This is a genomic window from Treponema sp. TIM-1, from assembly GCF_046533115.1.
Lineage (GTDB): Bacteria > Spirochaetota > Spirochaetia > Treponematales > Breznakiellaceae > JAIRMO01.
Genome location: NZ_JAJQRC010000016.1, coordinates 21810 through 46316 on the forward strand (window position 1 = coordinate 21810; position 24507 = coordinate 46316).

Below are 24507 nucleotides of genomic sequence, written 5' to 3' on the forward strand. Positions count from 1 at the left end.
CGGTGGCTATACAAGAGTTGGATTTTCGATCCTTTAATGAACGGGATGTGATTAAAGCCTGGATATATACCCCAATCAGGAAACCCCGGGCTATCGTGCAGGTAGTCCATGGGCTGGGGGAACATTCCCGGCGCTACCTGCATTTGATCCTCCGGTTGAACGAAGAGGGTTTTGTGGTAAGCGCCGATGATCATGTGGGGCACGGAAAAACCGCCGCAGATTCCGATACCTGGGGGGATTTCGGCGTTAAGGGATACCGGACCACCCGGGAAGATGAAAAAACCCTCCACGACCTGGTAACCCAGGCCTTTCCCGGGCTTCCCTTTATCATCTTTGGGCATAGCTGGGGTTCGATGATCGTCCGGGATTATGCCGCCCATTACGGCGATCACCTTGCGGGGCTGATTATATGCGGTACCTCGGGGCAGGGGCTTGCCAAGGCCCTGGACCCGGTTAAAAAAGAGATCAAGGGCCTGATAGACGCGGGGCGGGGGAATGAATCGGACCCCCAATATTTGGTAAAGCTCTTTGGCGGTATGACCGACCGCTACGAAAATCCCCAAAGCCCCAACGATTGGATCTCCGGGGACCCCGATGTAGTCCGGGATCACGGGACAGACCCCTTGAACAATTCCCACCGGGTTCCCACCCTGGCCTCCTTCTATGCCCTGGCGGAACTGGTGGATTCCATTATCGGCCCCCCGTGGGCGGAACGCGTTCCCCGGGAGCTTCCCATCTACAGTATCGCCGGGGATCAGGACCCGGTGGGCGACTATGGAGAGGGGGTCTATGCCATGGCCAACTGGCTGGCAGCCACGGGGCACCGGCGGGTGAAAACCAAGCTATATCCCGGACACCGCCATGAAATTCATAATGACCGGGATATCCGGGAGGAAGTTGAGGACGGGATCGCCGCCTTTATCAACAGCATCCTTTAAAAGCCCGGCGGCAAATTACTCACTCATGTTACGCAGGAAGAATAGGATTAACCACGAACGACACGAACATCACGAACTTTTGCTTCGATATTCTGAGATTTATACCTGAATTCTCTTCTTTGTTCGTGGGAAAGCAGGAAAGAAATATCGGTGAAAATGTCAATTTGTCTTTGTTTCTGTTCGTGTGGTTCGTGTTTAAAATCTCTTCTTGGGACCCTTGAGTAATATGAGTTACTAACGAAAATCCCCGGCGGAGCGGATCTCGTCGCAGTATTCGCAGCGGTAGGTCCGTTCCACGGGGTTTTCCAGGTGAAAGATGTGGGGGATGTAAGCCTCCGTAGAGGTAATGCACCGGGGATTTTTACAGATAAGGATGTTTTCCACCCGCTCGGGGAGCTGAAGTTTGATCTTGCGGGTGATGATCTCGTTTTCTATGATATTTACCGTGATATTGGGATCGATAAGGCCGAGGATATCAAAATTGATGGTGATGGTGTTGTCGATCTTGATGATGTCCTTTTGGCCCATGTGTTCCGAGCTGGCGTTTACCACAAATGCCACCGTGTAGGGGGCTTTGCTGAGGCCGAGCCAGTTGAAGATCCGGATCCCCAGCCCCGCCTTAATATGATCGATGACGATACCGTTTTTTATTTTGGCGATATTTAACATGGAACCACTCCCAGGATTGAAGCGATAAGGGCCATTCGGACGTACATGCCGTATTTTGCCTGCTTAAAATAGACCGCCCGGGGATCCCGGTCAACTTCTACGTCGATCTCGTTTACCCGGGGCAGGGGATGGAGGACGATCAGGGAGGGACGGGCCAGTTCCATCTTTTCCGCATTCAGGACGTAACTGTCCTTAAGGCGTATATAGTCCTCCTCATTAAAAAACCGTTCCCGCTGCACCCTGGTCATGTAAAGCACATCCAGTTCCGGTATCACCTTTTCAAGGCGGTCGGCCTCGATATAATCAATCCCCTCTTTTTCCAGGATGCCCCGGCTTATATAGTCGGGGACCTTCAGTTCCGGGGGAGAGATAAAGATCATCTTGATATGGGGGTAACGGGCCAGGGCCTTTGCCAGGGAATGGACGGTACGGCCGAACTTGAGATCCCCGCAGAAACCCACGGTAAGGTCCCCAATGCCCCCCCGGAGGCGTTTGATGGTCAGGAGGTCCGTCAGGGTTTGGGTGGGATGATGGTGCCCCCCGTCGCCGGCGTTGATCACCGGCGCCTCCGCATACCGGGAGGCGAGGAGGGCGGCCCCTTCCTTGGGGTTCCGCATGACCAGGATGTCGGCGTAACAGGACACGGTCCGCACCGTGTCGGCCAGGCTCTCCCCCTTGGCCGCGGAGCTGGAACCGGGCTCCGCAAAGCCCAGGCAGCTCCCCCCCAGACGCAGCATGGCCGCCTCAAAACTCAGGCGGGTCCGGGTACTGGGCTCGAAAAAAAGCGTAGCCAACACCTTTCCCCGGCAGCTCTCCCGGACTTGCTCCGGATGGGCCTCAATATCCTCGGCCAGAGAGAAAAGCCCCTCCAACTCGTCAAGGGTAAAATTACCCGGTTCTATAAGATGCCGGCCTATGAGCATAATCCCCCCGATAAATCGAATTTACCATAAAGGGGGACGCCCTGCAAGGTCTGTCCGGAAATGGGGAAGTGACCAAAATAGGGCATACCAACGCGGCATCGGCTTTGTTCTGCATCTCGGAACAGCGGCATGATCCTCCAGCCGTTCCAACCCCCAGTCGCGCTAAGCGAGTTTTGAAGGCCCCTCCGGCAGAATTTTCTTCAGGGTAAGGTACAGCCCGTTAAGCCCCCCGGTTATCAGCAGCAGAATGCTGAGAACGGTAAGCGCCGGGAAGGTTATTTTACGGCAGGGCATGGAGGGCATGGCGCAGCCGCCGATGAGGGCATGGGGGATAAGCAGGGCAAGGATAGCCGACAGGAATATTCCGATAGTCAAGCCCAGCCGTATTTTAGGCGAGGAGAAAAACACCAGGGCCGCGCCCAATAGGGCGATCACGGCGCCGATGCCGATTTCCGCCTGAGCCGACCAATGGCATTTCATATACATGTCATCCACAACCGGGCACACCTTGAACAGAAATTGCGGCCCCAGGGCGATGAGCAGCCCGAAAACAATCACGGCGCCGCCGCTAAGGATACGGTTTTTCATGGTACCTCCAAAATTTTTTGTTGTACTGGATTTTTCATGGCTCGGTTCTGCCCCGTTCAATGACCACGGTTTCCGGATCAACGGCATTGCCGTACACCGGCCGCAGGGTCGTTTCGTAGGCCGTATGGAAGAAATCCGCCTCCACCCGGCGGTTTATCACATCGTTCAGCCAGAGCTGCAATTCACCGTTACCCTTCCTGACCGCCGGAGCAATGCGGGCTCCCCCGGCCTTCCGGTAGGGCAGGGCGAAATCCGCCGGGGCGGATGCTTCCGGGCCGGGACCAAAGCCCAGGACGATGTCCACCTTATCGGTTTCCAGGTGTTCCACCCAGTTTTCGTGGGTCACCGGTACCAGGCGGAGGTATTTTTCTTTATCGTCTAAAATTTCTTTGGTAATGCGCCGGGCAAAGTAAATATCATATCCCTGCCAGTTCCCCTGGGCGTCCACATAGCTAAAGGGCACGTTATCCCCGGGAACGCCGATTCGGACAACTTCGCGGAGGTGAATCCGGTGTACCGCCACCAGCGCATGATCGTTAAAAGGCGCCGGGGGGTCCTGAGGAGCCCCCCCGGCAAAGAGGGGAAATGCCGCAAGCGCTAATGTCAAAAGGACCATCGCTTTTTTTCGCATGGCTAATTTTTACGGCGCATAGGTAAAGGTAACCGGCGCTTCCGGAAGGGCCCCCATGCCATGGTGTTCCCCCGCATCCGCCGCTTCATGCTCCCCACCCCCATGCTTCACCGGCGTCAGGGTAACGGTTTTGCCGCTGAACCCATAGGTATAGACGGCGCCTTCCGTGGTTCCCTCTTTGGTTACGGTGAGGGTTCCGTCTTTGGCCTCGTAGCGGTACACCCCCCGGTCAAGGGGTTCACCGTGATGGACGTGCCAGAAGTGGAACGTACCATCGGTGCTGAATTCCCAGCGGTCATGCATATTGTCATGTTCGGGGGCGTTCCAGTTTTTCCCCGCGAATACATCCACACCCTGGGCGGCGAGTTCCTCGTAGCTAGCCTGTCCGGTGGTGGCGCAGGAGGCCAAGACCATCATACTGAGCAGTAACCCTACCAGGGCGGGCATAGAGATAAATTCTTTTTTCATCCTATTTCTCCTCAAAAAACTTTTAAAAATCAAGGGAACCGCCGGCCATACACGTCTTTACCAAAAATAATAGGAATTTATAGAAGGCGTATGAACGCAAACCTTGCCAACGGCAAAATCATGGCCGCAGTTCCCCCAAAATTATGGAATTGTTTTATCAATCCCATATATTTACTCGGAAGAACCGTAAAAGGTCGCATTTTTTTGTTACTTATTTGAGGTGGGGCTGGTTTTCCACTTCCGGTTTTGCGGTGTCGCAGACGCAGTAGTTTGTTCCACAGCAGATATTGATGCCGACTTTAGCGGGAAGGCAGGAACCGGTTACCCGGATGGTCACATAGTTGACGGAGAAGAAAAAAATAAACACAAAACAGGCTGCCATAGCCCAACGGGTAAACCGGCGTTTTTGCGCCTCCTGTTTCACCCGTATATTCCGGCCCCTCCAGGCAGCACGGGAGCGGACCGTCCGGGCGGCGGCGGCCAGCGCCTCATCGCTTAGTTTCGGCGGGGAGCGGCCGTCCAGGGCGTATAATTCGTCTATTTTGCGGTCAATGAAATCGCCGTCAAGGTGGTCCGCGTCTTTTTTCAATTCCGATGCTATATAATCGATAAGGGAATCCCGCACGCCTTGTTTTTCCATTATCCGCCCTCCATAGTATAACTCACCGTTTTTACGAAAAGTTGCGTCATTCCGCCAGCAATTCCCTGGCCAGGGCGCTTATTTTTTGCCGCAGCCTGCTGGTCCGTGACTTTGCCGCGCTGAGGCTTATATTGAGCCGGGCCGCGACTTCTTTCAGCGGCTGTTTTTGCCGGAAGGCAAGCTCCAGAATCTGTTCGTCCTTCGGCTTGAGCCGCTGCCCAATCACGGCGGCGGCGCGGTCTATGGCCTTTTCTTCGGCAATCCGCGTTTCCTCGCTTTTTATGCTTTCGGCGATGATCCTGTCCACCGGCGCTTCCCCGTCCCCGGGACTCCCGAAGGGCACGGCAAATCTTTTACGATCCTTCCGCATCGAGGCGGCGTACTGTTTGGAGATATGGCCCGCGGTTTTATACAGCCAGCCGCCTATTTTGTCATAGTCTTTGAGCCTGGCCATGTTCTCATAGAGGATGAGGAAAATATCCTGGGTACAATCCTCGGCAAAGCTCAGGTTACCGCCCAGCGTGTAAGCGCAGAATTTGAATATCTTTTCATAATACTGCGTGACGATGCCGTTAAACGCGGATTCCTGATCAACGCTGAGTCCCATGGCAGGCGGGGTTTCAGGCGGTATGGGGCAAGAGGTTCCCCGCGTCCATCGAATAGGTTTTATTACCGTAATCCAGGGTATCAAGTTCATGGGTCACGATGAGTACCGCGGTCCCTTCCTGGGCAATACGGCTGAACAGGCCCATAATCTCCGCCGTGGTTTCCACGTCCAGATCGCTGGTGGGTTCATCGGCGATAAGGAGCCGGGGCTCGTTGATAAGGGCCCGGGCAATAGCCGCCCGCCGCATTTCCCCGCCGGACAGTTCTTTGGGATACGAGGCGGCCAGGTGGCTTATCCCCACCTTCTCCAGCAGGATAAAGGCCCTTCCCTCCACATCCCCCTCGCGCTTAAACAGAAACCAGGGAATGCAGACATTGTCGAAAACGGTAAAATTTGAAAGCAGGCTTTGCCCCTGGGGAACATAGCCGATTTTTTTGTTTCTAAAAAACGAAATATCCTTGTCCTTGAAGCCGTAGATGTCCTTTCCCTCAAAGAGCACCGAGCCATGGGTCGGGTGGAGCAGCCCCGCACCCATATTGAGCAGGGTGGTTTTCCCGCTGCCCGAACGGCCGATGATGCTGATAAAATCCCCGGGTTCGACCGAAAGGCTCACGCGGTTTACCGCGTTAAAGGCCCGGCCCCCGCGCTGATACTCTTTGGTAAGCTCCTTCAGTTCAAGAAGTTCCATCACTCACCCTCCCGTAAGGTAAAATAGGTTTCCGCCCTGCTGATTCGGAACGCCGAATAGAGGGAAGCCAGGGGCCCCACCAGGACCGAGAGCACAAGGCTTCCCAGGACCAGGGGGATACTATTGAGCAGCGGCGCGTCCAGGTAGGGCAGCTCAAGCCGCTCGCTGATCAGGGTACTGAAGGGGAAAACCACAAGGCCCGCGAGGATGATCCCCGCGCTGCCGCCGGCAATCCCGGCAAGGGAGGATTCGCTTAACACGATGCCGACAAGCTTCTTCCTCGTGGCCCCGAGGATCCGCAGCAGGGCGAATTCCCGCTTCCGTTCATGGATGGAGCCGGAAAACACCGCCGTCAGCACGATGACCGCCAGGATCCACAGTACCGCGGAAAAAATATGGATATAGGAAACCAGGCCCGTGAGTGCGGCGGCGAGGGTGGAAAAAATACCCTGGGAAACCAGCACTTCCACATCGCTGTTTTCCCGCCGTATCGTATAGGCAACCACCGAGGGAACTGCCGAGGGCTCCACCTTGGCTAAAACCGCGGAAATTATTTCGTCCCCCTGCTGGTCCGCGATAAAATTGTATTTTTCCGCATGGGCCCGGTCGATGAGGGAACGCATGGTATTCATGGTCATAAAAATGGAAGTGTCAAAACCGCTGGCGCTGGTGGAAAGCTGGGCCGCTACCGGATACTCGTGGTTGAACAGTTGAATGGTGCCGTTGGCACGAAGCGAAATCCGGCTGCCCACCACCACCTGCCCGTCTTCCACCGTGGCGCTGTGTTTCTCCGCAATCCAGGGCCGGACCACAAAATCCGTCTCCGGATCATAGGCGATAAGCTGTACCGCGGCGTCGCAGCATTCGGTGGAAAGGGAGGAAAGGAAAAATTGGGGTGAGGCGCAGGCTATACCCTTGGTTTCGGCGATTTTATCGGCAATGCCGGCGTTAAAATAAAAATAATCGGCCCCTCCCTGGAGCAATAAGGACTGGGCCTTTTCAGAGGTCCCCGCGGGAACCACCATCAGATCCGCCCCAAAACGTTTGGTCATGGTGGCTAATCCCTCGCGAAGGTTCAGGGCCAGGAGGGAACCGCCGAACAGGGTAAAGGCAAGGATCGCAGTCACCACCACCAGACAGGCGGTACGAACCGGTTTGGCCTTGAGATTTTCCAGCGAGAGCGCGCCGGTATCCAAAATTCTCTTCTTCATGGTAGGTTTTCCTTAGATTATCTATTCGATAGTTTTAGTAGGAATATCTTATAACCCACCAGGATTTTTGTCAAGCGATGCCGGGCAATATACAGTAATTCGCAGCTTAAAATAACCACGAACCACTCGAACAGACACGAACGGATTCAAAAAAACCGAAGGACCTGTCCTAAAAGTTTGTGATGTTCGTGAGGTTTGTGAGGTTCGTGGTTTTTTTTCTTGTCTTTTGTTGAAACTGAGAATTGCTGGGCGATATACCATCACTCCCCCTCCCGCATGGTAAAATAGGTCTCAGCCCCGCTGATCCGCAGCGCCGCATAGAGGGAAGCCAGGGGCCCCACCAGAACCGAGAGGACGAGGCTTCCCAGGACCAGGGGGATACTATTGAGCAGCGGCGCGTCCAGGTAGGGCAGCTCCAGCCGCTCGCTGATCAGGGTACTGAAGGGGAAAATCACGATACTGGCCAACGTAATACCCACGGCGCTGCCAATAAGGGCGGCCAGGGCCGATTCGCTTAGTATCATACCGGCCAGCTTCTTTCGGGTGGCCCCCAGAATCCGCAGCAGGGCGAATTCCTTCTTCCGTTCGTGGATGGAACCGGAAAACACCGCCGCCAGCACGATAAGCGCCAGTACCCAAAGGATCACGGAAAAAAGCTGGATATACGCTACCAATCCTGCCAGGGCCGCGGCGATACTGGAAAATACGCTTTGTGAGACCACCACATCCACCCCGGCGTTTTCCTGCCGTATGGCCTGGGCGAGCCGCGCCGGCGGGGTCGAGGAGTCGATTTTCGCCAAAACCGCCGAGACCGCACCCTGGTTCATTTCGTTTTTCTGTTTTGCCAGAAAATCGTAGCCCGCCGCCTGGGCGCGGTTGATAAGCAGCCGCATGGTATCCATGGTCATAAAAACCGAGGTGTCCAGCCCGCTGGCGCTTCGTGAAAGCCGCGCCGCCACCGGATAGTGGTGCCCCAAAAGCTTGATGGTACCGTCGGTACGGACCGTGATCCGGCTGCCCACCACCACCTGCCCGTTTTCCACGGAGCCGCGGTACTTTTCGGCCATCCAGGGCTGTACCACAAAATCGGTTGCAGGGTCGTAGGCGATAAGCTGTACCATGGCGTCGCAGCACCCCTCCGACAGGGAGGTCAGAAAAAATTGGGGCGAGGCGCAGGCCACGCCTTCGGTCCGGGCGACCCTATCGACAATCGCATCATCAAAATAAAAATAGCTGATCTCCCCCCGAAGCAGTATGGATTGGGCCTTTCCGGACGCTCCTTCCGGGACCACCATCAGATCCGCCCCAAAACGCCGGGTCATCGTGGCCAGCCCCTGACGGAGATTTAACGAAAGAATAGACCCGCCAAAAAGGGTAAAGGCCAAAATTGCCACGACTATCACCAGACAGGCGGTCCGGACCGGCCGGGCCTTTAAATTTTCCAGCGACAGCATCCCGGTACTCAAGGTTCTTCGCTTCATTATGGTTCTCCGCATTTGTTAGTCCAAAGTAACTATTACGGATTCAGGATAACCGCAGGGAGAAAGCCTTGTCAAGACGGGATTTGGCGCCGCATATCTAGGAAGTTTAACCACGAACTACACGAACCTCACGAACAATAGTAAGAAATTCACCACGAAGGCGAAGAAGGCGAAGAAGAGTTAGGAAGAGAGGAGAGAGGAATGTTTTGAAATTTAGCCCTGAAATCGCAAAGAAAAATTAAGAGTAGGGAGAAAGCCTCAGAATAGGGACAGACTCTTTATTATTCCTTCCTTCTTCGCCTTATGCGCCTTTGTGGTGAATTCTCTTCTCTGTCTCTTCTTTGGCCTTCGTGGTGAATTTCTTCATTTGGTACCTGGAGCCAGATAAAAAACCGGGGTTGTTCTTCTTGGGGAACAACCCCGGCGCCTCCTTTTTGCGGCGTTTTAGTCAGTTACACCGCAGGCTTATATGCTCACAAGGTCAAAAAAGCCCGGACTTCCACCGGCGATGGTTTTATGCTAGTCTTCAGCTTCCTGCACCCGGAAGGCCTGGGCCGCCTTGATCACGTCCTCGGCGATCTTGCCGGAGATGGGGGCGTAGTGGTCGAATTCAACGCTGAAAGACCCGGTCCCGCTGGTGATGGACCGTAGATCGATGGAATACCGCAGCAACTCCGCCTGGGGAACCTGGGCCTTAATTTCCTCAATCCCGCCCCCGACTGAGGCTTGGCCCTGGATTTTACCCCGTTTTCCCGACAGGTCGGACATCACGTCCCCCAGGTATTTGTCCTCCACAATAACCGTCAGGTTCATGATCGGTTCCAGGAGGGTGGGGGCGGCCTGGCGCATGGCTTCCCGGAAGGCGTTCCGGGCGGCCAATTTAAAGGCCAGTTCCGAGGAATCCACCGGGTGGTATTTCCCGTCCACAACCTTTACTTCCACATCCACCACGGGATACCCCGCCATGGTCCCGGCGGCCATCCCCTCCAGGACCCCCTTCTCGACGCCGGGGATGTAGTTCTTCGGTATGGCCCCGCCGAAAATGGCGTTGATAAACTGGTAGTTTCCCCCCCGGGGCAGGGGGGCGATCTCCAAAAGCACCTTGCCGTACTGGCCGTGGCCGCCGGTTTGCTTTTTGTGGGTATATTCGGCCCCCGCCTTTTTGGTGATCGTTTCCCGGTAGGCCACATGGGGCACATGGGTCTCCACCTCAATTTTCTGGTTTTGCTTGATCTTGTCCAGAATGATAGTTACCTGGAGTTCCCCCATGCCGGAGATCACCGTTTCCTTGGTTTCCGTATTATACTGGTAGCGGAAGGTCTTATCCTCCTCGGCAGCCCGGACGAGGAATTCCCCCAATTTGTCATCGTCCTTTTTCGCGGCGGCATTAACCGCCACGGAATGGACCGGTTCGGGAAGCCGGAGGGGCAAGAAGTTGATGCCGCCGCCGTCGGAAAGGGTATCGTTGGTTTTAAGGGTGGCGGATTTGGAGATGATCCCCACATCCCCCGCGTAAAGTTCCCGGATTTCCTCAAGCTTCTTGCCCTGACAGGTATAGATCTTGCCTATCCGTTCCTTTTTGTTCTCCGAAACGTTTTGGGCTTCGGTATCCGCCGCAAGCTTGCCCCGGATCACCTTGATCCAGGAGAGTTTCCCCGAAAACTGGTCATAGCTGGTCTTGATCACCAGGGCGGCCATGGGTTTATCCGGGTCTATGGGGATGTCCTTTTGGGTCCCGTCCTCCTCCCGGGAAATATCCCGGGCTGTTTTGGGGTTGGGGCCTATATCGGCGATAAAATCCAGCAGGGGGATGAGCCCGGAATTTTTTACGGCCACCCCGGTAAAGGCGGGGACGAATTTGTGTTCCGCCAGGGCTTCAATCAGCCCCCGGTGCATTTCCTCGGCGTCCAGGGAACCCTTATCGATGTACTTCTCCATAAGGGAATCGTCCCCCTCCGCGGCGGCTTCGATCAGCCGTTCCCGGGCGGCGGCCACGGCTTCGGCATATTCGGCGGGGATGGCCCCCTCCTTTTCAAGGGCGTCCCCCTGGGCAAAATAGGCCTTTTCATTGAGGACATCGATAACCCCCTGATAGGCGGCGCCGCTGCCCATGGGAATCGTCAGGGATACCGGGGTAATTTTAAATTTTTCCCGGATATCATCCAGGGTAGTTTGGAAATTTCCCCGTTCATCATCCAACTTGGTGATAAAAATCCCCCGGGGTTTCTCCCGCCCCTCCAAATTCCGCCATAGTTTGATGGTTTCGATCTGAACCCCCGCGCGGCCGTCCACCGTAAGGAGGGCGAATTCCGACGCCCGGAAACTGAGGATCACATCCCCAATAAAATCCGAAGAACCGGGAGTATCAAAGAGGTTGATCTTCTTACCGTTTCGCTCAATATGGGCCAAGGCGGTGTGGATAGAAATCTTTCGCTCGATTTCTTCGGGAGTGGAATCTCCAACGGTTTTTCCCGATTCTACCGTTTCCGCCCGGGGAATAACCCCCCCCGCAAAAAGCAAGCGCTCAAACAGGGTCGTTTTTCCGGTCCCACCATGACCGGCGATGGATACGTTTTTTATCAGATCCGTGGTGTAACTCATTGCAGCTTCTCCTTGAAGTACAATCCTATTAAGACTATGATGGAACGGTCTTGCCGGATTGTCAAGAAAAATACCATTGATTATAGTAAAAATATGGAAGAAAGACAAAAAAATATCAAGGACCTGGAACAGAAAAAGCAGGCGGAGCTCCGGTCGATGGCGTTGATGCGGGAAGATCTGGGAAAATCCCTGTTATCCCGCATGAAAACCGGGGAAGGGGACGCCGAAGGGCTTTTCGGGGAATACCGGCGGATCCAACAGGAAACCGCTGATTCCCAGGCGCTTATCGGGACCATCCAGGAAGAGCTTGTCCGGCTCGGGCAGCTTGATGAGGCCGCGGCCCGTAACGAACAGGCCCTCTCCCAGGTCAGGCAGGGCCTGGGACGGCTCTACTACGGCCTGGGGGAATGGGTTTTGGAGGATGATGCCCCGGGGGAGTTTACCGAACCCCTCAGGCGGCAGCTTACTACCCTGCGGGATAAGGTTAGCTCCCTGGAGGACCGTATGGAGGGGCTTACGGGGAAGGATCCGGCCAATATACTGGTCCAACTGGGCAGAAATACCCAGTCCCTGCTGCTCCGTTCTTCCCTGGAGAAAACCCGGTCCGCCCTGCGGCTGGTGTACGAGACCGCCGGGGAAAAATTTGCCCGCCAGCAGCAGGGGCAGCCCGCGGGAAGCGGGGAACCGGATCGTTTCCTGGAGGAAATCAGGGACCTGGAGAAACAGGCGGAGACCCTGCGGGCCGAGTCGGACCGCTTACAGGAGGAGCGGCGGGGGATCGCCCATACCCTCAATATCCAGGGGGGGCCGGTAAAGCGAATCCGGGCCCTGGAAAAAAAGATACGCCGCTTAAAAAATGAGTTCCGGGAGGCAGCCGGTAAATACGGGGAGCTTGCCCTGGAAAAAGCGCGGAGCGGGGAATGGGAGGCGGCGTTTGATCAGGATGACCGGCTGCTTCTTCAAAAAATAGCGGAAACCCGGAATTATATCGAGGATATCGAAACCCGGATTGAAAAAATTACGGCCTCCCTGGCCATTGATGCGGAACAGGCCGCCATTGCCAGGATGGAAAAGGCCCTATCGGGTCACCGCGGCCGTATTGTTGCAGCGGAAAAAGCCATTGCGGGTCTGGAAGAACGGATCCACGGGGCGAAACAACATATTGAGGAGTTGAAAAAAATAGAGGCTTATGGCACCAAAAACTGATAAAAAAGCTGCCGGAACAATCAAAAAAGCGGGGAAAACGGCCCCGGCCCCGGCAAAAATGGAGAAAAAAGCCCCGCCCCTGGAAAAAATAGTGAAAAAAGCAGGGCCCGCCGGGGGGAATAAAAAAAGCGCCCCCCCCAAGGAAGCCGCCCCGGTAAAAAGCGCTCAGGGTACTACCCAAGGCAGCGTCCAGGGCGAAGGGGTATACGATGAGTCGAAGATCAAAACCCTTTCCTCCCTGGAGCATATACGCCTGCGGACCGGCATGTATATCGGCCGCCTGGGGGACGGCTCCAACCCCGATGACGGGATCTACGTCCTCCTCAAGGAGGTCATCGATAACGGCATCGACGAGTTTATCATGGGAAACGGGGCGGTCATTGATGTGGAGGTAAAGGACGATGGGCAGCCGGGGACCGCCATGGTCAAGGTCCGGGATTACGGCCGGGGCATCCCCTTGGGGAAACTGGTGGAATGCGTCTCGGTGATCAACACCGGGGCCAAGTACAACGACGATGTGTTCCAATTCTCCGTGGGCCTCAACGGGGTGGGGACCAAGGCGGTAAACGCCCTGTCCTCCCACTTCCGGGTGGCGGCCTTCCGGGGCGGCGAGGGGGCGGAGGCGGTCTTTGAGCGGGGGGTCCTGGTGAGCAGCCGCATGGGAAAACTCAAAACCAAACAGAGGGACGGTACCTATGTGGAGTTCACCCCGGACAGGGAGATCTTTGGGGACTACCAGTTCAACCCCGAATTTATCGAACGGCGGATTCTCAACTACACCTACCTGAATACCGGGCTGACCCTGATGTTTAACGGCAAATCCTACCTGTCCAAACGGGGGCTTTTCGATCTTTTGGAAGAAGAAACCGGGGAGGACGGGCTCTACCCCATTGGGTATTTCAAGGGGGATCGGATCGAATTCGCCTTTACCCATACCAATAACTACGGGGAGGAATACTTCTCCTTTGTGAACGGCCAATACACCTCCGACGGGGGAACCCATCTTTCCGCCTTTAAGGAAGGGTTCCTCAAGGGGATCCAGACTTTTTTCAAGAAGGATTATCGCAGCGAGGATATCCGCGAGGGGACGATTGCCACGGTGGCGGTGAAGTTGAAGAGCCCGGTTTTTGAGAGCCAGACCAAAAACAAGCTGGGGAACTCGGACATCCGGACCTGGATAGTCCAGGCGGTGAAGGAGGCGGTGGAAGACTGGCTCCATAAAAACCCCGAAGGGGCAAAAGCCCTGGAACTGAAGATCATCGCCAATGAAAAACTGCGGACCGAGCTTAACACGGTTAAAAAAGAAGCCCGGGAAGCGGCGAAAAAGATAGCCCTGAAGATTCCCAAACTCAAGGACTGTAAGTACCACCTGGATGACGGGCTGCTGGGCCAAAATTCGACGATCTTTATCACCGAGGGGGATTCCGCCGCGGGGTCCATGGTTTCCAGCAGGGACGTGATGACCCAGGCCATATTCAGCCTCCGGGGCAAGATCGAGAATATGTTCGACAAAAAACGGGCGGCGATCTATAAAAACGCGGAACTCTACAATATGATGATGGCCCTGGGGATCGAAAACGATGTCTCGGGCCTCCGGTACGCCCGGGTGGTGATCGCCACCGATGCGGACTTTGACGGTTTCCATATCAGGAACCTCCTCATGACCTTTTTCCTTTCCTATTTTGAGGAACTGGTTACCGGCGGCCGGGTGTATATTCTGGAGACCCCCCTCTTCCGGGTGCGGACCAAGAAAGAGACCCGGTACTGCTACAATGAAAAGGAACGGGACGAAACGGTCAAAGCCCTGGGCGCCCAAAGCGAAGTGACCCGGTTTAAGGGTTTGGGGGAGATAAGCCCCAGGGAGTTCGGCCAGTTTATCGGGGATGATATACGCCTGGTTCCGGTATCGGTGAATACCCTCAAGGCGGTTCCCAAGGTCCTGAGCTTTTATATGGGCAAAAATACCCCCGAGCGCCGGGAGTATATCATGAAAAATCTGATAGACGACGCCGGATAGAAATGGTAAAGTTTTAGGTATTACGGTGTATTAGTAGGCTATAACAGCTAAAAAGTATCCAATACCAACTTCCGTATCGCCGCATCCATCACAATTTTGCTATATCCTCAACGGAAAGCCCGGTAACCACCGCTATTTTTTCGACAGGGTCCCCGAGAGCTTTCAGAGCTTTTGCAATTTCCTGCATATTTTCCTGTCTGCCTTCCTGTCTGCCCTTCCGCATACCTTCTTCCCGGGCGTGGTTAAGCCCGCTGGTCCAGTCGGACAGGGCCAGCTCCCGCATCTGGTATGCCCGCAGCGCCTCTTTGTCACTTGATACATATACCATCTTTTCTTCCGCTTTCCGTATCGCCGTATCCATCTTGATTATCTCCTCCACCAGCGGCTGCGGACTCTTTTGGTCAAACCACGTCAGCCACCGATGCAATGGGTCGTTCCGAATGTCCTTTTCCCCCAGCCGCCGGAACTTTACCATATCGATAAAGTGTATCTCCAGCGCATCCGTCAGTAATATATCCCGGTAGGTGTCTTCCCATATATGAAAACTCGTGTGAAACGCCGGCACCTGGACCAGAAACTCGTAGTTCACAATATTGATGGCTATCACATTCGGCGCGTCCCGGTAATCCTTCCCCGCTTCCATCCCCCGGGAAAACTCAAGGCTCCAGTAAAACAGGCTCCGCCGGTCCATGTTCCCCAGATTGCGCAGCTGGACCTCTATATTGGCCCGTTCCCCCCGGCAGGTCCGGGCCCGGACATCCAGAATACTGCTTTTGTCTCCCACCACCTCGGCGGTGATCGTCTTGTTCTCGATTATTTCCACCGATGCAAGGGCATCCTGTCCCTTCCGCCCCAGTACGGCATTGAGAAAGGCACACAGTTGTTCCTCGTCCCCCTTTTCGCCCATGATTTTGAGAAACAAATAGTCATTGAGGGGATTGAGCCGCTCTTTCGTCATCGGGCACCTTCTCTTGGGGATATAACCATCTATGCCTATAATAATATCCAATAGTACCGGTTTTGTAAAGCTAACCCATGCAGGGCACCCGGACCGTTCCTTCCATTGTCATCCCGTTCATCCGTAATGTGGAAAGCGCGTCCCGGGTGGCCGCCCAATTTTTCCGCATTTTTTCGTTTTTTTTTACAAAAATTTTAAAAAATCTACTGGACATTTCTTTTTGTATTTGATAAAATTATATCGTTATGGTATAGATAAAATTATATCGATATAAAAGGTGATATAATGAAAATGGAAAATTCTATGACATTATTTCAAATTTATATTCCATAAAAATATTTTTAATTGAGAGATTTCCTCCGCATAAGGGGGATTATCTATAATTAGTATGAGGAGGCCGGTTATGGCAAGATTTACCCTTCCCCGGGATCTGTATCATGGTAAGGGGACTCTGGAGACCCTTAAAACCCTTAAGGGCAAAAAAGCGATAGTGGTGGTCGGCGGCGGAAGCATGAAACGCTTCGGCTTTTTGGACAGAACCGTAGCGTATTTAAAGGAAGCCGGCATGGAGGTAGCCCTGTTTGAGGGCGTAGAACCGGACCCGTCGGTGGAAACGGTGCTGAAGGGCGCCGAAGCAATGCGGGCCTTTAACCCCGACTGGATCGTATCCATAGGGGGCGGTTCCCCGATTGATGCCGCCAAGGCCATGTGGGCTTTTTATGAATACCCGGATACCACCTTTGAGGCCCTGACCATACCGTTCAATTTTCCCACCCTGCGTACCAAGGCAAAATTTTGCGCCATTCCTTCGACATCGGGAACCGCTACGGAGGTTACCGCCTTTTCGGTGATCACCGATTACGCCAAGGGTATTAAATATCCCCTGGCAGATTTTAACATCACCCCGGACGTGGCGATTATCGATCCCGATCTTGCCCTGACCATGCCCCCAAAACTTACGGCCCATACGGGGATGGATGCCATTACCCATGCCATTGAAGCCTATGTTTCTACCCTGCACTGCGATTTTACGGATCCCCTTGCACTCCACGCCATCAAGATGATAGGTGAAAATGTTACCGCATCTTATAAAGGGGACGCCGACGCCCGGGCAAAAATGCACAATGCCCAGTGCCTGGCGGGGATGGCCTTTAGTAATGCCCTGCTCGGAATTGTTCATTCCATGGCGCATAAAACCGGGGCGGCCTATTCGGGCGGTCATATTGTCCACGGCTGTGCCAATGCCATGTATCTTCCCAAGGTGATCCAATACAACGCCAAAGAAAAGGCCGCGGCGGATAGGTATGCCGAGATTGCCCGGTTTATAGCCCTCCCCGCGAAAACCGCCGGCGAGGGGGTTGCCTCCCTTATTAACCATATCAAAACCCTCAATAACGCCCTGGATATTCCCGGCGGAATTAAGGACTACGAAGGGGGCATCATTAATGAAAAAGAATTCCTGGACAAACTACCCAAAGTTGCGGAGCTTGCCGTAGGAGATGCCTGTACCGGTTCAAATCCCCGAAAGATTACCCCGGCGGAAATGGCAAAACTGCTGCGCTGCTGCTTCTACAATACCGAGGTAGATTTCTAAGCATAAGCGGGGACTGCCCCAGGGTAATGGCGGCAGTCCCCCTTCATGCATAAGGAACTGTTCAAAAATAACTTGCCCAAAAGGGTAAGTTATTTCGTTATTGCGTAAGCAATTAGAATAAAATGCATCGCATTTTATTCTTGAACAGTTCCTAATGCTCTCCGGCGCCTTTGGGGTAAAAGGCTTATATTTCGCGTGGGTATATTTGTGTTTACAAGGTACGGATAAAATGACTGAGTATATAACCTTAAAAACTTCGGACTGTAAGAACTGTTACAAATGCATACGCCATTGTCCGGTAAAGTCCATACGTTTTGCCGATAACCAGGCCCATATTGTGGCCGATGACTGTATCTCCTGCGGAAATTGCTTTGTTACCTGTCCCCAGCAGGCCAAGGAGATTCGGGATGATCTGGGGGCTGCCCAGGCCCTGATCGAAAACGGGGGCCCGGTGTATGCCAGTTTGGCCCCCTCCTTTACGGCGAACTACGGCGGCCGGAACCTGGACGCCATGGAGCGGGCTTTGAAAAAGCTGGGCTTTACCGGGGTTGAGGAAACCGCCATCGGCGCCACCATGGTGAAGCGGCAATACGATGCCCTGCTTAAGAACGAAACCCATGAGGTGATCATCAGTTCTTGCTGCCACAGCGTGAATCTTTTGATCCAAAAATATTATCCCGGGGCCCTGCCCTTCCTGGCCCCGGTGCTTTCCCCCATGCTGGCCCACAGTATGGATCTGAAGCGCCGCTATCCCGAAGCCAAGACCATATTTATCGGCCCCTGCATTTCCAAAAAGAGCGAGGCTGAAATGTATACGGGCTTTGTGGACCAGGTCCTCACCTTCAGAGAACTGTCCCGCTGGCTGGAACAGAAAAATATCAGCCTGGACGAAGCCGCCGGGGAAACCGAAAACCGGGAGCCGAAAACCGGCGAAGCGCCGGGCCGGGGCCTTGCCCGGCTGTTTCCCACCGCCGGGGGTATACTCCGAACCATGGCAAAGGAAAATCCCCGGTATGCCTACCTGTCCGTAGACGGGATCGATAACTGTATCCGCGCCATTGAGGATCTGATCCGGGAAAAACCAAAGAAATGTTTTATCGAGATGTCCGCCTGTGCGGGGAGTTGTGTTGGGGGGCCGGTAATGGAGCGGAAAGAATATTCCCCGGTACGGGATTATATAAATGTCCTGCGCTATGCGGGCAAAAATGATTTTGAGACCCAGACCTACTCAAGCCAAACCCTGGATAAAAAATTCGTTTCCCTTTCGCCGCGCCGGATCCATCTGGGCGCGGGGGCCATTGAGGAGGTGCTCCGCAAATTGGGAAAGACAAAACCGGAGCATGAATTAAACTGCGGAAGCTGCGGTTATAATACCTGCCGGGAAAAAGCCCTGGCGGTGCTGGAAGGCAAAGCGACGTTAACCATGTGCCTTCCCTATCTGAAAGAGCGGGCCGAATCTTTTTCCGAGAACATCATTACCAATACCCCCAACGGGATTGTGGTGCTTAACGAGGTCCTGGAGGTTCAGCAGATAAACGCCGCTGCCTGCCGGCTTCTCAACATAAGCCCTCCGGACATATTGGGGGATCAGGTGGTCCGGGTTTTGGACCCCATGCCGTTTATCGAAGTGTGCCGGCAGGAAAAAAACATCTACAACCAGCGGGTATACCTGGCGGATTATAAAAAGTATATCGACCAGACCATTATCTACGACAAGAGCTACCACATTATCATCGGCATCATGCGGGATGTTACCGATGAGGCGGCCCGAAAAGCGGCAAAGGAAGAATTTAACCGCAAGACCATGGAGATCGCCGATAGGGTGATTGAAAAACAAATGCGGACGGTACAGGAGATCGCCTCCCTCCTGGGGGAGACCACGGCGGAAACCAGGGTTGCCTTAACCAAACTCAAGGAGGGCCTTACCGGTGAATGAGCTTTGTACTGATATGGGTTTTGTGAATTTCAACAAGTACGGCGAACAACTCTGCGGCGATCATGTGGAAATTGTATCCCCGGAAGAAAAACTGACGGTGATGGTCCTGGCCGATGGTCTGGGGAGCGGGGTGAAGGCCAATATCCTCTCCACGCTGACCGCCAAAATTATCTCCACCATGATGGCCAATTCCCTTACCGTGGAGGACTGTGTGGAAACCATCGCCGCTACCCTGCCCGTCTGCAAGGAGCGGCAGATCGCCTATTCCACCTTTACCGTCATCCGTATTGCGGATAACCATGACGCGGAGATTATCCAGTACGACAACCCCCCGGTGATCCTGCTCCGGCAGGGAAAAAATTTCGAGTATCCCAAAACCGTTCAAACCATCGGCGGCGATACAAGCTCCGGCGGCCCTTCCTCCGGACAGAAAACCATTTACAAAACCCGAATCAAATTGGAGGAAGACGACACCCTTATCGCCATGAGCGACGGGGCCGTCTACGCCGGGGTGGGCCGGAGCCTCAACCTGGGCTGGCGGCGGGAAAACATCATAACCTTTGTGGAAGGGGTCTATAACCGGGAGTATACCGCCAAAACCTTAAGCTCCCTATTGCTGGACAAATGTTATTCCCTCTACGGCGGTGAGCCCGGCGACGATACCACGATCTGCACCATGAAGATCCGGCAGCGGCGGCCCATCAACCTGCTTATCGGACCTCCCGTGAGCCCCGCGGATGTTCCCAAAATGATGAGCCTCTTTTTTTCCAAGGAAGGAAAACACATAATCTGCGGGGGAACCACGTCGGCGCTGGCGGCGAAATTTTTGGGAAAGCCCCTGGAGACGGGGCTTCCGCTTCATAGCGACCCGGAGATTCCCCCCACCGCGAAAATCAGCGGGGTGGACCTGGTTACCGAGGGGATCCTCACCATCCACAAGGTGCTGGAATACGCCCGGGATTATATCGAAGGCAGCGGCGCTTATGTCCAATGGAGTGCCGGAAGAGACGGGGCCTCTGAAATTGCCCGGCTCCTCTTTGAGGAAGCCACGGACATTAATTTTTATGTGGGCAAGGCCGTTAATCCGGCCCATCAAAATCCGAACCTGCCCATTTCGTTCAGTATCAAGATGCGTTTAATTGACGAACTCGCAGCATGTTTAAAAGAAATGGGAAAGCGGATAAAGGTGAGTTACTTTTAAATTGCGGGAGGAGACAGGAGTTGTAGGGAGCGCGTAAGAAGTGAAAAGAGGGGGGATGCCCGTTTACGGTCACGTATGCGGGTTGACAAGGTTGCAAATAAGTTAGTATATATTAACTTATTATATTTTACACCATAAGGAAGGAAAAATATGGGTATTTTTGATTTAAAAGGTAAGGTAGCGGTGGTAACCGGCGCTTCCTCGGGACTGGGCGTTCAATTTGCAAAGGCCCTGGCAGCTCAGGGTGCGAATCTGGCCATACTGGCCAGAAGGCAGGAACGGCTTGATGAAGTCAAGAAAGTTATTGAAGGGCTCGGGGTGCGCTGTCTTGCCCTTAAATGCGATGTATTGAAAAATGACGAAATAAAGGCGGTGGTCGCCAAGGTCAAAGAACATTACGGCCGGATCGACATTTTGGTGAATAACGCGGGTACTGCCCGGTCAAATCCCGCCGAATCCCAGTCCGACGATGACTGGAACGCGGTCATCGATACCAACCTGAACAGCGTGTATTTTGTCGCCCGGGAAGTCGGCAAAGTTATGATCGAACAAAAGTACGGCAAGATCATCAATATCGGTTCCATCCACAGCAGCGTGGCCATGGCCACCAGCACCTTAAACGCCTATTGCACCTCAAAAGGCGGCGTATTGCTGCTGACCAAAGCCCTGGCGACCGAGTGGGCAAAATACAACATCACCGTTAACGCTATCGGCCCGGCGTATTTCGCCTCGGAAATGACCGACGCCGTCATGAGCAATCCCAATTTTATCAATGTCGTTAAAACCTATTGTCCCATGGGCCGCCCGGGTAACGCAGGGGAATTGGATGGCGCCGTCATCTATTTTGCCTCCGACGCATCCAGCTATACCACGGGCCAACTGCTCTCCGTCGACGGCGGCTGGACAGCAATTTAATGACGAACCCCGGCAAGCCCTGGGGTATGGCCCCCGCTTTCCTATCATCACGAACTACTGGAGGATTATTTTATGGAAAAGATTTTTAACAAAGGGAATCTGTTGACCTGCGCCCTGCTGTTACCCCTGATTGCCATCGCCGAGGTGCTGTGTTTTGTGCTTAAACTTCCGGCATGGCCGGTCATGCTCTGCATGGTTTCATTTTTTCTTGCCGAACAGGAGCGGGAGAAAACCGGCCATATCGTATTGGGCGGCGCCCTCGGGGAATTGAGCTGCCTGCTTCTCAATCTCGTTTTTATACCCCTGATCTGGCTGCCGCTCTTTGGGGAGGCGGCCCGCTTTGCCGGTGTGGTGGTCTTTGTTTTGATCTTTGTGGGGCTTATCGTACTGCTGCTCGGTGTTCTGCCAAAATTTTTTAACTCCTTCGCTTTTCTGTTCTTTTTGGCGGGCACCCTCGGATATAAATCCGACACCGTACCGGAACTCCTTGCGAAGCTGCCGCTGCCCCTGATCTGGATGGCCGAAACCCTGGTGGGAGGCACCCTCATCATCCTGGGCTGCGTGGGCATCGGAACGGTGGTAAAAAAAGCAGTCGCAAAATAGCGCCGGTTCTCCGGACTTAAAACGGTCCCACAGAGAAATAAAGAGTTAGGAGTTAGGAATGAGGAGTGGTTCGTTCTTCCTCACGCCTCTCTCCTAACTCCTCCCTCCTCTCTTAATTCCCTATCAGCCCAATTACCGGTTGGAGCCGGCGTACCGATCTTCCTCGCTGAAGATGCAGCCGCAGTATTTTTGCATATAGAGACCCAGGTTCCGGGCGGTTTCCCGGCCCTGACGGAACAGGGGCCGCCAATCCCGGTAAACAAAGGTCATCCCGTATTGTACTGCCAGGGCCTGGGCGGTTTCCCGGATAAGGTCGTGGTCCTGGTAGGGGCTGATGAGCAGGGTGGTGCTGAAGCAGGTAAAACCCTGTTCCGCCCCGTAACGGACGGTTTTTTCCAGCCGCAGACGGTAGCAAAAGGCGCATCGCCGGTCAAAATCAGGATAAATTCCCTGAATAAAGGGCCGCAGACCGTATTCATCCGCTATGATAAGGTCCAAATTCCGGTCCCCGGCAAAGCCGATCAGGGTCTCTTTTCTGCTCCGGTACTCGGTAACAGGGTGAATATTGGGGTTATACCAGAATAATACCGGCGTAACCCCTTCGCCCAGGAGGTTTTCCACACAATTTACCGAACAGGGGGCACAGCAGCTATGGAGGAGTACTTTCATAGAAATCTTATTATATGACATATTCTTGTCATTGACGAGGGGAAAAGCATAAAGTATGCTCATTGCATGAAGATCTGGATGAAATTTTTGCTGGGAGCCCTGTTGGGCATGGGTCTGGGCTTTTTATTGCCCCATGATAACGAAAATATTCGGAATGTTTTTGTCTGGCTGGAGGCCCTATCTATCCGGGTCGGCCGTTATACCTTGGCCCCTATGCTGATCTTTTCCCTGACCATCGCCCTCTATGAATTACAGCAGGACGGTCAGTTTTGGAAGCTCTTTTTTTCTTCTTTTTTAGTGATGATTGGGAGTGGTATCTTTGTTATTGCCGCGGGCATCATCGTTACCCTGACTTTTCCCCCGGACCGGATTCCGATCCTGGTGGAGGAGCAGTTAGAGGCCGTATCCCTGTATCTTCCCGAAAGTGTGATGGAGTTATTTCCTTCCAATGTATTTTCCGCCCTGATAAACGAAGGGGTATTTCTGCTTCCCATGGCGGTGGCTGTTTTTTTCTTTGCCATCGGGCTTTCCTATGACCGCAATTATACCAAGCCGGTTATAGCCCTGGTGGATGCCCTTTCCCGTATATTTTACCATGTGGCGTCCTTTTTTTCCGAGATTCTGGGGCTGCTGATCATCGCCCTCAGCGCCTATTGGGCCATACAGTACCAGGAGGTCCTGCAGACCACTATGTTTCGGGATATAATTGTCCTTTTGGGGCTGTTAAGCGGGATACTCGGCTTTATCATCCTGCCCCTGTTTCTCTTTTTCCTGAAACCCAAAACCAATCCCCTGGTGGCGGTATACGGTTCCCTGGGACCGGCCCTGGCCGCCTTTTTTTCCGGGGATATTAATTTTACCCTGCCGGTAATGCTGCGGCACGCCAAGGAAAACCTGGGGGCCCGCAGGCGATCCAATACCGTCACGGTGACCCTGTTTGCCGTTTTTGGCCGGGCAGGAAGCGCCATGGTGGCGACCGTTGCCTTTATCGTGATCATCAGATCCTATTCCAGCCTGGGCATTACCCTGACGGATGTTTTTTCCATAGGAATCCGGGCCCTCCTTATCTCCTTTGCCCTGTTTCAACATCCCGGGAATGGGGCATATACCGCTTTAGCCATTTTGTCCCTGGGGTATGGCCGGGGCTTTGAAGCGGGATACCTGATCCTCAAGCCCCTGGCGTTTTATCTGATCGCGGTGGGAACCTTCCTGGATGTGATGATCATGTCCTTTGCCTCCTACGCCCTGGCCAAGACCAGCGGTTTTCAGGCAGAAAAAAGCCTCCGCCATTTTATCTGAGGCCGCTTCCCCTAGTATCACTAATATGCCTGTTACTGAAGAAAGAGAATTCGACCACAAAGGCGAAGAAGGAAGTCAAAAACAGGGAAAATGAAGTAATTCCGTCCTTTTTGCGCCTATTTGCCTTTGGGTGAATTTCTTACGGGTGTCAGGCACCATATGCGTTTACTTAGGAGGAGCTAAAAACACAAAGCTGGGGTTTCCTCTTCCTCTTCGAGTCGGCGCATGCCTGTGACAACTTACGAATACAGGTACTCACCTGTATCGGCCCGAACGTCTCAAGCAGCATCCCCGTTACCAGTATGCGGGCGATAGACAATTCCCGCCACAAACTCAACCGTTCATACTCCGCCGGATACCCCCCTTCCTCCGTTCCGCTTCCGGGGGGAAAAGCGTCCGGCATTTACCAGCGTCTCACACAGTGCCGCCAACAGCAGCTTCCCATAAAACCATGTATAGATGCTTCCCGCCACCTTCATCGGTAGCTGGTTGTATCCAAACAGGCTTTTCAACCGCTTAAACGCCAGTTCTATTTGCCACCGCGCACGGTACAGTTCCAGCACCGATGACGCCCCTACCTCCTCCCCAAGAGAGGTCACCACGACAATGTATTTATTCCACTCCTGCTGCCCGGCGCTTACCGCCTTCCCTCCCCGTTTCCATG

At 53.9% G+C, this 24507-nt stretch carries 22 protein-coding genes and 1 pseudogene; 9 read left to right on the forward strand and 14 right to left on the reverse strand.

What is annotated here, in order from left to right; genetic code table 11:
* The first annotated feature begins 2 nt into the window (after positions 1 to 2).
* Positions 3 to 938, forward strand: a complete 936-nt coding sequence (locus LQZ21_RS08120; RefSeq protein WP_411043781.1) for an alpha/beta fold hydrolase — start codon at positions 3 to 5, stop codon at positions 936 to 938.
* A gap of 234 nt (positions 939 to 1172) precedes the next feature.
* On the opposite strand, the gene LQZ21_RS08125 is transcribed toward LQZ21_RS08120, so the two are convergent.
* The 11 genes from LQZ21_RS08125 to fusA form a co-directional block, all read right to left on the reverse strand.
* On the reverse strand, positions 1173 to 1607 hold the full coding sequence (locus tag LQZ21_RS08125) for an aspartate carbamoyltransferase regulatory subunit (RefSeq protein WP_411043782.1): 435 nt from the start codon (positions 1605 to 1607) through the stop codon (positions 1173 to 1175).
* Positions 1601 to 2530, reverse strand: a complete 930-nt coding sequence (pyrB, locus tag LQZ21_RS08130) for an aspartate carbamoyltransferase (protein WP_411043783.1) — start codon at positions 2528 to 2530, stop codon at positions 1601 to 1603. Before pyrB ends, LQZ21_RS08125 begins: the two co-directional genes overlap by 7 nt.
* A gap of 162 nt (positions 2531 to 2692) precedes the next feature.
* A complete protein-coding gene (locus LQZ21_RS08135; RefSeq protein ID WP_411043784.1) occupies positions 2693 to 3118 on the reverse strand; it encodes a DUF4418 family protein in 426 nt (141 codons plus the stop codon).
* A gap of 34 nt (positions 3119 to 3152) precedes the next feature.
* On the reverse strand, positions 3153 to 3749 hold the full coding sequence (locus LQZ21_RS08140) for a transporter substrate-binding domain-containing protein (RefSeq protein WP_411043785.1): 597 nt from the start codon (positions 3747 to 3749) through the stop codon (positions 3153 to 3155).
* A gap of 9 nt (positions 3750 to 3758) precedes the next feature.
* Positions 3759 to 4217, reverse strand: a complete 459-nt coding sequence (locus tag LQZ21_RS08145) for a hypothetical protein (RefSeq protein ID WP_411043786.1) — start codon at positions 4215 to 4217, stop codon at positions 3759 to 3761.
* 211 nt (positions 4218 to 4428) lie between these two features.
* Entirely contained in the window at positions 4429 to 4857 is a 429-nt protein-coding gene (locus LQZ21_RS08150; protein WP_411043787.1) for a hypothetical protein, read from the reverse strand.
* Positions 4858 to 4903: 46 nt separating this feature from the next.
* The gene (locus tag LQZ21_RS08155; RefSeq protein WP_411043788.1) at positions 4904 to 5464 is read right to left on the reverse strand and encodes an RNA polymerase sigma factor; all 561 of its coding nucleotides are present in this window, start codon (positions 5462 to 5464) and stop codon (positions 4904 to 4906) included.
* 13 nt (positions 5465 to 5477) lie between these two features.
* Positions 5478 to 6152, reverse strand: a complete 675-nt coding sequence (locus tag LQZ21_RS08160) for an ABC transporter ATP-binding protein (protein WP_411043789.1) — start codon at positions 6150 to 6152, stop codon at positions 5478 to 5480.
* On the reverse strand, positions 6152 to 7363 hold the full coding sequence (locus LQZ21_RS08165; protein WP_411043790.1) for an ABC transporter permease: 1212 nt from the start codon (positions 7361 to 7363) through the stop codon (positions 6152 to 6154). The genes LQZ21_RS08160 and LQZ21_RS08165 overlap by 1 nt, the downstream gene beginning before the upstream one ends.
* Before the next feature lie 260 nt (positions 7364 to 7623).
* Complete coding sequence (locus LQZ21_RS08170) at positions 7624 to 8844, reverse strand: ABC transporter permease (protein WP_411043791.1); 1221 nt, start codon at positions 8842 to 8844, stop codon at positions 7624 to 7626.
* Between the two features lie 519 nt (positions 8845 to 9363).
* A complete protein-coding gene (gene fusA, locus LQZ21_RS08175) occupies positions 9364 to 11445 on the reverse strand; it encodes an elongation factor G (protein WP_411043792.1) in 2082 nt (693 codons plus the stop codon).
* Positions 11446 to 11538: 93 nt separating this feature from the next.
* Here fusA and LQZ21_RS08180 point away from each other — a divergent pair, with 93 nt between their 5' ends.
* Together LQZ21_RS08180 and LQZ21_RS08185 are read left to right on the forward strand one after the other, a co-directional pair.
* A complete protein-coding gene (locus tag LQZ21_RS08180; RefSeq protein ID WP_411043793.1) occupies positions 11539 to 12651 on the forward strand; it encodes a hypothetical protein in 1113 nt (370 codons plus the stop codon).
* Positions 12635 to 14668: a DNA topoisomerase IV subunit B gene (locus LQZ21_RS08185; protein ID WP_411043794.1), complete on the forward strand. Its 2034-nt coding sequence runs from the start codon at positions 12635 to 12637 to the stop codon at positions 14666 to 14668. Before LQZ21_RS08180 ends, LQZ21_RS08185 begins: the two co-directional genes overlap by 17 nt.
* An 88-nt stretch (positions 14669 to 14756) precedes the next feature.
* On the opposite strand, the gene LQZ21_RS08190 is transcribed toward LQZ21_RS08185, so the two are convergent.
* Entirely contained in the window at positions 14757 to 15626 is an 870-nt protein-coding gene (locus tag LQZ21_RS08190; protein ID WP_411043795.1) for an Rpn family recombination-promoting nuclease/putative transposase, read from the reverse strand.
* A gap of 403 nt (positions 15627 to 16029) precedes the next feature.
* On the opposite strand from LQZ21_RS08190, the gene LQZ21_RS08195 reads away from it, so the two are divergent.
* From LQZ21_RS08195 to LQZ21_RS08215, 5 genes are all read left to right on the forward strand, one after another.
* Entirely contained in the window at positions 16030 to 17220 is a 1191-nt protein-coding gene (locus LQZ21_RS08195; protein WP_411043796.1) for an iron-containing alcohol dehydrogenase, read from the forward strand.
* Between the two features lie 229 nt (positions 17221 to 17449).
* A complete protein-coding gene (locus LQZ21_RS08200; RefSeq protein ID WP_411043797.1) occupies positions 17450 to 19156 on the forward strand; it encodes a [Fe-Fe] hydrogenase large subunit C-terminal domain-containing protein in 1707 nt (568 codons plus the stop codon).
* Complete coding sequence (locus LQZ21_RS08205; protein ID WP_411043798.1) at positions 19149 to 20357, forward strand: SpoIIE family protein phosphatase; 1209 nt, start codon at positions 19149 to 19151, stop codon at positions 20355 to 20357. The genes LQZ21_RS08200 and LQZ21_RS08205 overlap by 8 nt, the downstream gene beginning before the upstream one ends.
* A gap of 150 nt (positions 20358 to 20507) precedes the next feature.
* Positions 20508 to 21272, forward strand: coding sequence for an SDR family oxidoreductase (locus tag LQZ21_RS08210; RefSeq protein ID WP_411043799.1), 765 nt, complete (start codon positions 20508 to 20510; stop codon positions 21270 to 21272).
* A 72-nt stretch (positions 21273 to 21344) separates the two neighbouring features.
* Positions 21345 to 21875, forward strand: a complete 531-nt coding sequence (locus tag LQZ21_RS08215; RefSeq protein ID WP_411043800.1) for a hypothetical protein — start codon at positions 21345 to 21347, stop codon at positions 21873 to 21875.
* Positions 21876 to 22007: 132 nt separating this feature from the next.
* On the opposite strand, the gene LQZ21_RS08220 is transcribed toward LQZ21_RS08215, so the two are convergent.
* Positions 22008 to 22544, reverse strand: coding sequence for an epoxyqueuosine reductase QueH (locus LQZ21_RS08220; protein WP_411043801.1), 537 nt, complete (start codon positions 22542 to 22544; stop codon positions 22008 to 22010).
* Positions 22545 to 22610: 66 nt separating this feature from the next.
* Between LQZ21_RS08220 and LQZ21_RS08225 the strand changes: the two genes are divergently transcribed.
* Entirely contained in the window at positions 22611 to 23843 is a 1233-nt protein-coding gene (locus LQZ21_RS08225) for a cation:dicarboxylate symporter family transporter (RefSeq protein ID WP_411043802.1), read from the forward strand.
* Between the two features lie 341 nt (positions 23844 to 24184).
* Here LQZ21_RS08225 and LQZ21_RS08230 read toward each other — a convergent pair.
* Positions 24185 to 24481 (reverse strand): annotated as a pseudogene (locus tag LQZ21_RS08230) (transposase); the annotation flags it as partial.
* Positions 24482 to 24507: the final 26 nt, after the last annotated feature.

Bases quoted from the DNA above. Each gene is read 5' to 3' on its own strand.
- LQZ21_RS08170 (WP_411043791.1), bottom strand. From the start codon at position 8,844: ATGAAGCGAAGAACCTTGAGTACCGGGATGCTGTCGCTGGAAAATTTA.
- LQZ21_RS08150 (WP_411043787.1), bottom strand. From the start codon at position 4,857: ATGGAAAAACAAGGCGTGCGGGATTCCCTTATCGATTATATAGCATCG.
- LQZ21_RS08220 (WP_411043801.1), bottom strand. From the start codon at position 22,544: ATGAAAGTACTCCTCCATAGCTGCTGTGCCCCCTGTTCGGTAAATTGT.
- LQZ21_RS08140 (WP_411043785.1), bottom strand. From the start codon at position 3,749: ATGCGAAAAAAAGCGATGGTCCTTTTGACATTAGCGCTTGCGGCATTT.
- LQZ21_RS08185 (WP_411043794.1), top strand. From the start codon at position 12,635: ATGGCACCAAAAACTGATAAAAAAGCTGCCGGAACAATCAAAAAAGCG.
- LQZ21_RS08155 (WP_411043788.1), bottom strand. From the start codon at position 5,464: ATGGGACTCAGCGTTGATCAGGAATCCGCGTTTAACGGCATCGTCACG.
- LQZ21_RS08225 (WP_411043802.1), top strand. From the start codon at position 22,611: ATGAAGATCTGGATGAAATTTTTGCTGGGAGCCCTGTTGGGCATGGGT.
- LQZ21_RS08135 (WP_411043784.1), bottom strand. From the start codon at position 3,118: ATGAAAAACCGTATCCTTAGCGGCGGCGCCGTGATTGTTTTCGGGCTG.
- LQZ21_RS08200 (WP_411043797.1), top strand. From the start codon at position 17,450: ATGACTGAGTATATAACCTTAAAAACTTCGGACTGTAAGAACTGTTAC.
- LQZ21_RS08125 (WP_411043782.1), bottom strand. From the start codon at position 1,607: ATGTTAAATATCGCCAAAATAAAAAACGGTATCGTCATCGATCATATT.
- LQZ21_RS08210 (WP_411043799.1), top strand. From the start codon at position 20,508: ATGGGTATTTTTGATTTAAAAGGTAAGGTAGCGGTGGTAACCGGCGCT.
- LQZ21_RS08195 (WP_411043796.1), top strand. From the start codon at position 16,030: ATGGCAAGATTTACCCTTCCCCGGGATCTGTATCATGGTAAGGGGACT.
- pyrB (WP_411043783.1), bottom strand. From the start codon at position 2,530: ATGCTCATAGGCCGGCATCTTATAGAACCGGGTAATTTTACCCTTGAC.
- LQZ21_RS08145 (WP_411043786.1), bottom strand. From the start codon at position 4,217: ATGAAAAAAGAATTTATCTCTATGCCCGCCCTGGTAGGGTTACTGCTC.
- fusA (WP_411043792.1), bottom strand. From the start codon at position 11,445: ATGAGTTACACCACGGATCTGATAAAAAACGTATCCATCGCCGGTCAT.
- LQZ21_RS08190 (WP_411043795.1), bottom strand. From the start codon at position 15,626: ATGACGAAAGAGCGGCTCAATCCCCTCAATGACTATTTGTTTCTCAAA.
- LQZ21_RS08165 (WP_411043790.1), bottom strand. From the start codon at position 7,363: ATGAAGAAGAGAATTTTGGATACCGGCGCGCTCTCGCTGGAAAATCTC.
- LQZ21_RS08180 (WP_411043793.1), top strand. From the start codon at position 11,539: ATGGAAGAAAGACAAAAAAATATCAAGGACCTGGAACAGAAAAAGCAG.
- LQZ21_RS08215 (WP_411043800.1), top strand. From the start codon at position 21,345: ATGGAAAAGATTTTTAACAAAGGGAATCTGTTGACCTGCGCCCTGCTG.
- LQZ21_RS08160 (WP_411043789.1), bottom strand. From the start codon at position 6,152: ATGGAACTTCTTGAACTGAAGGAGCTTACCAAAGAGTATCAGCGCGGG.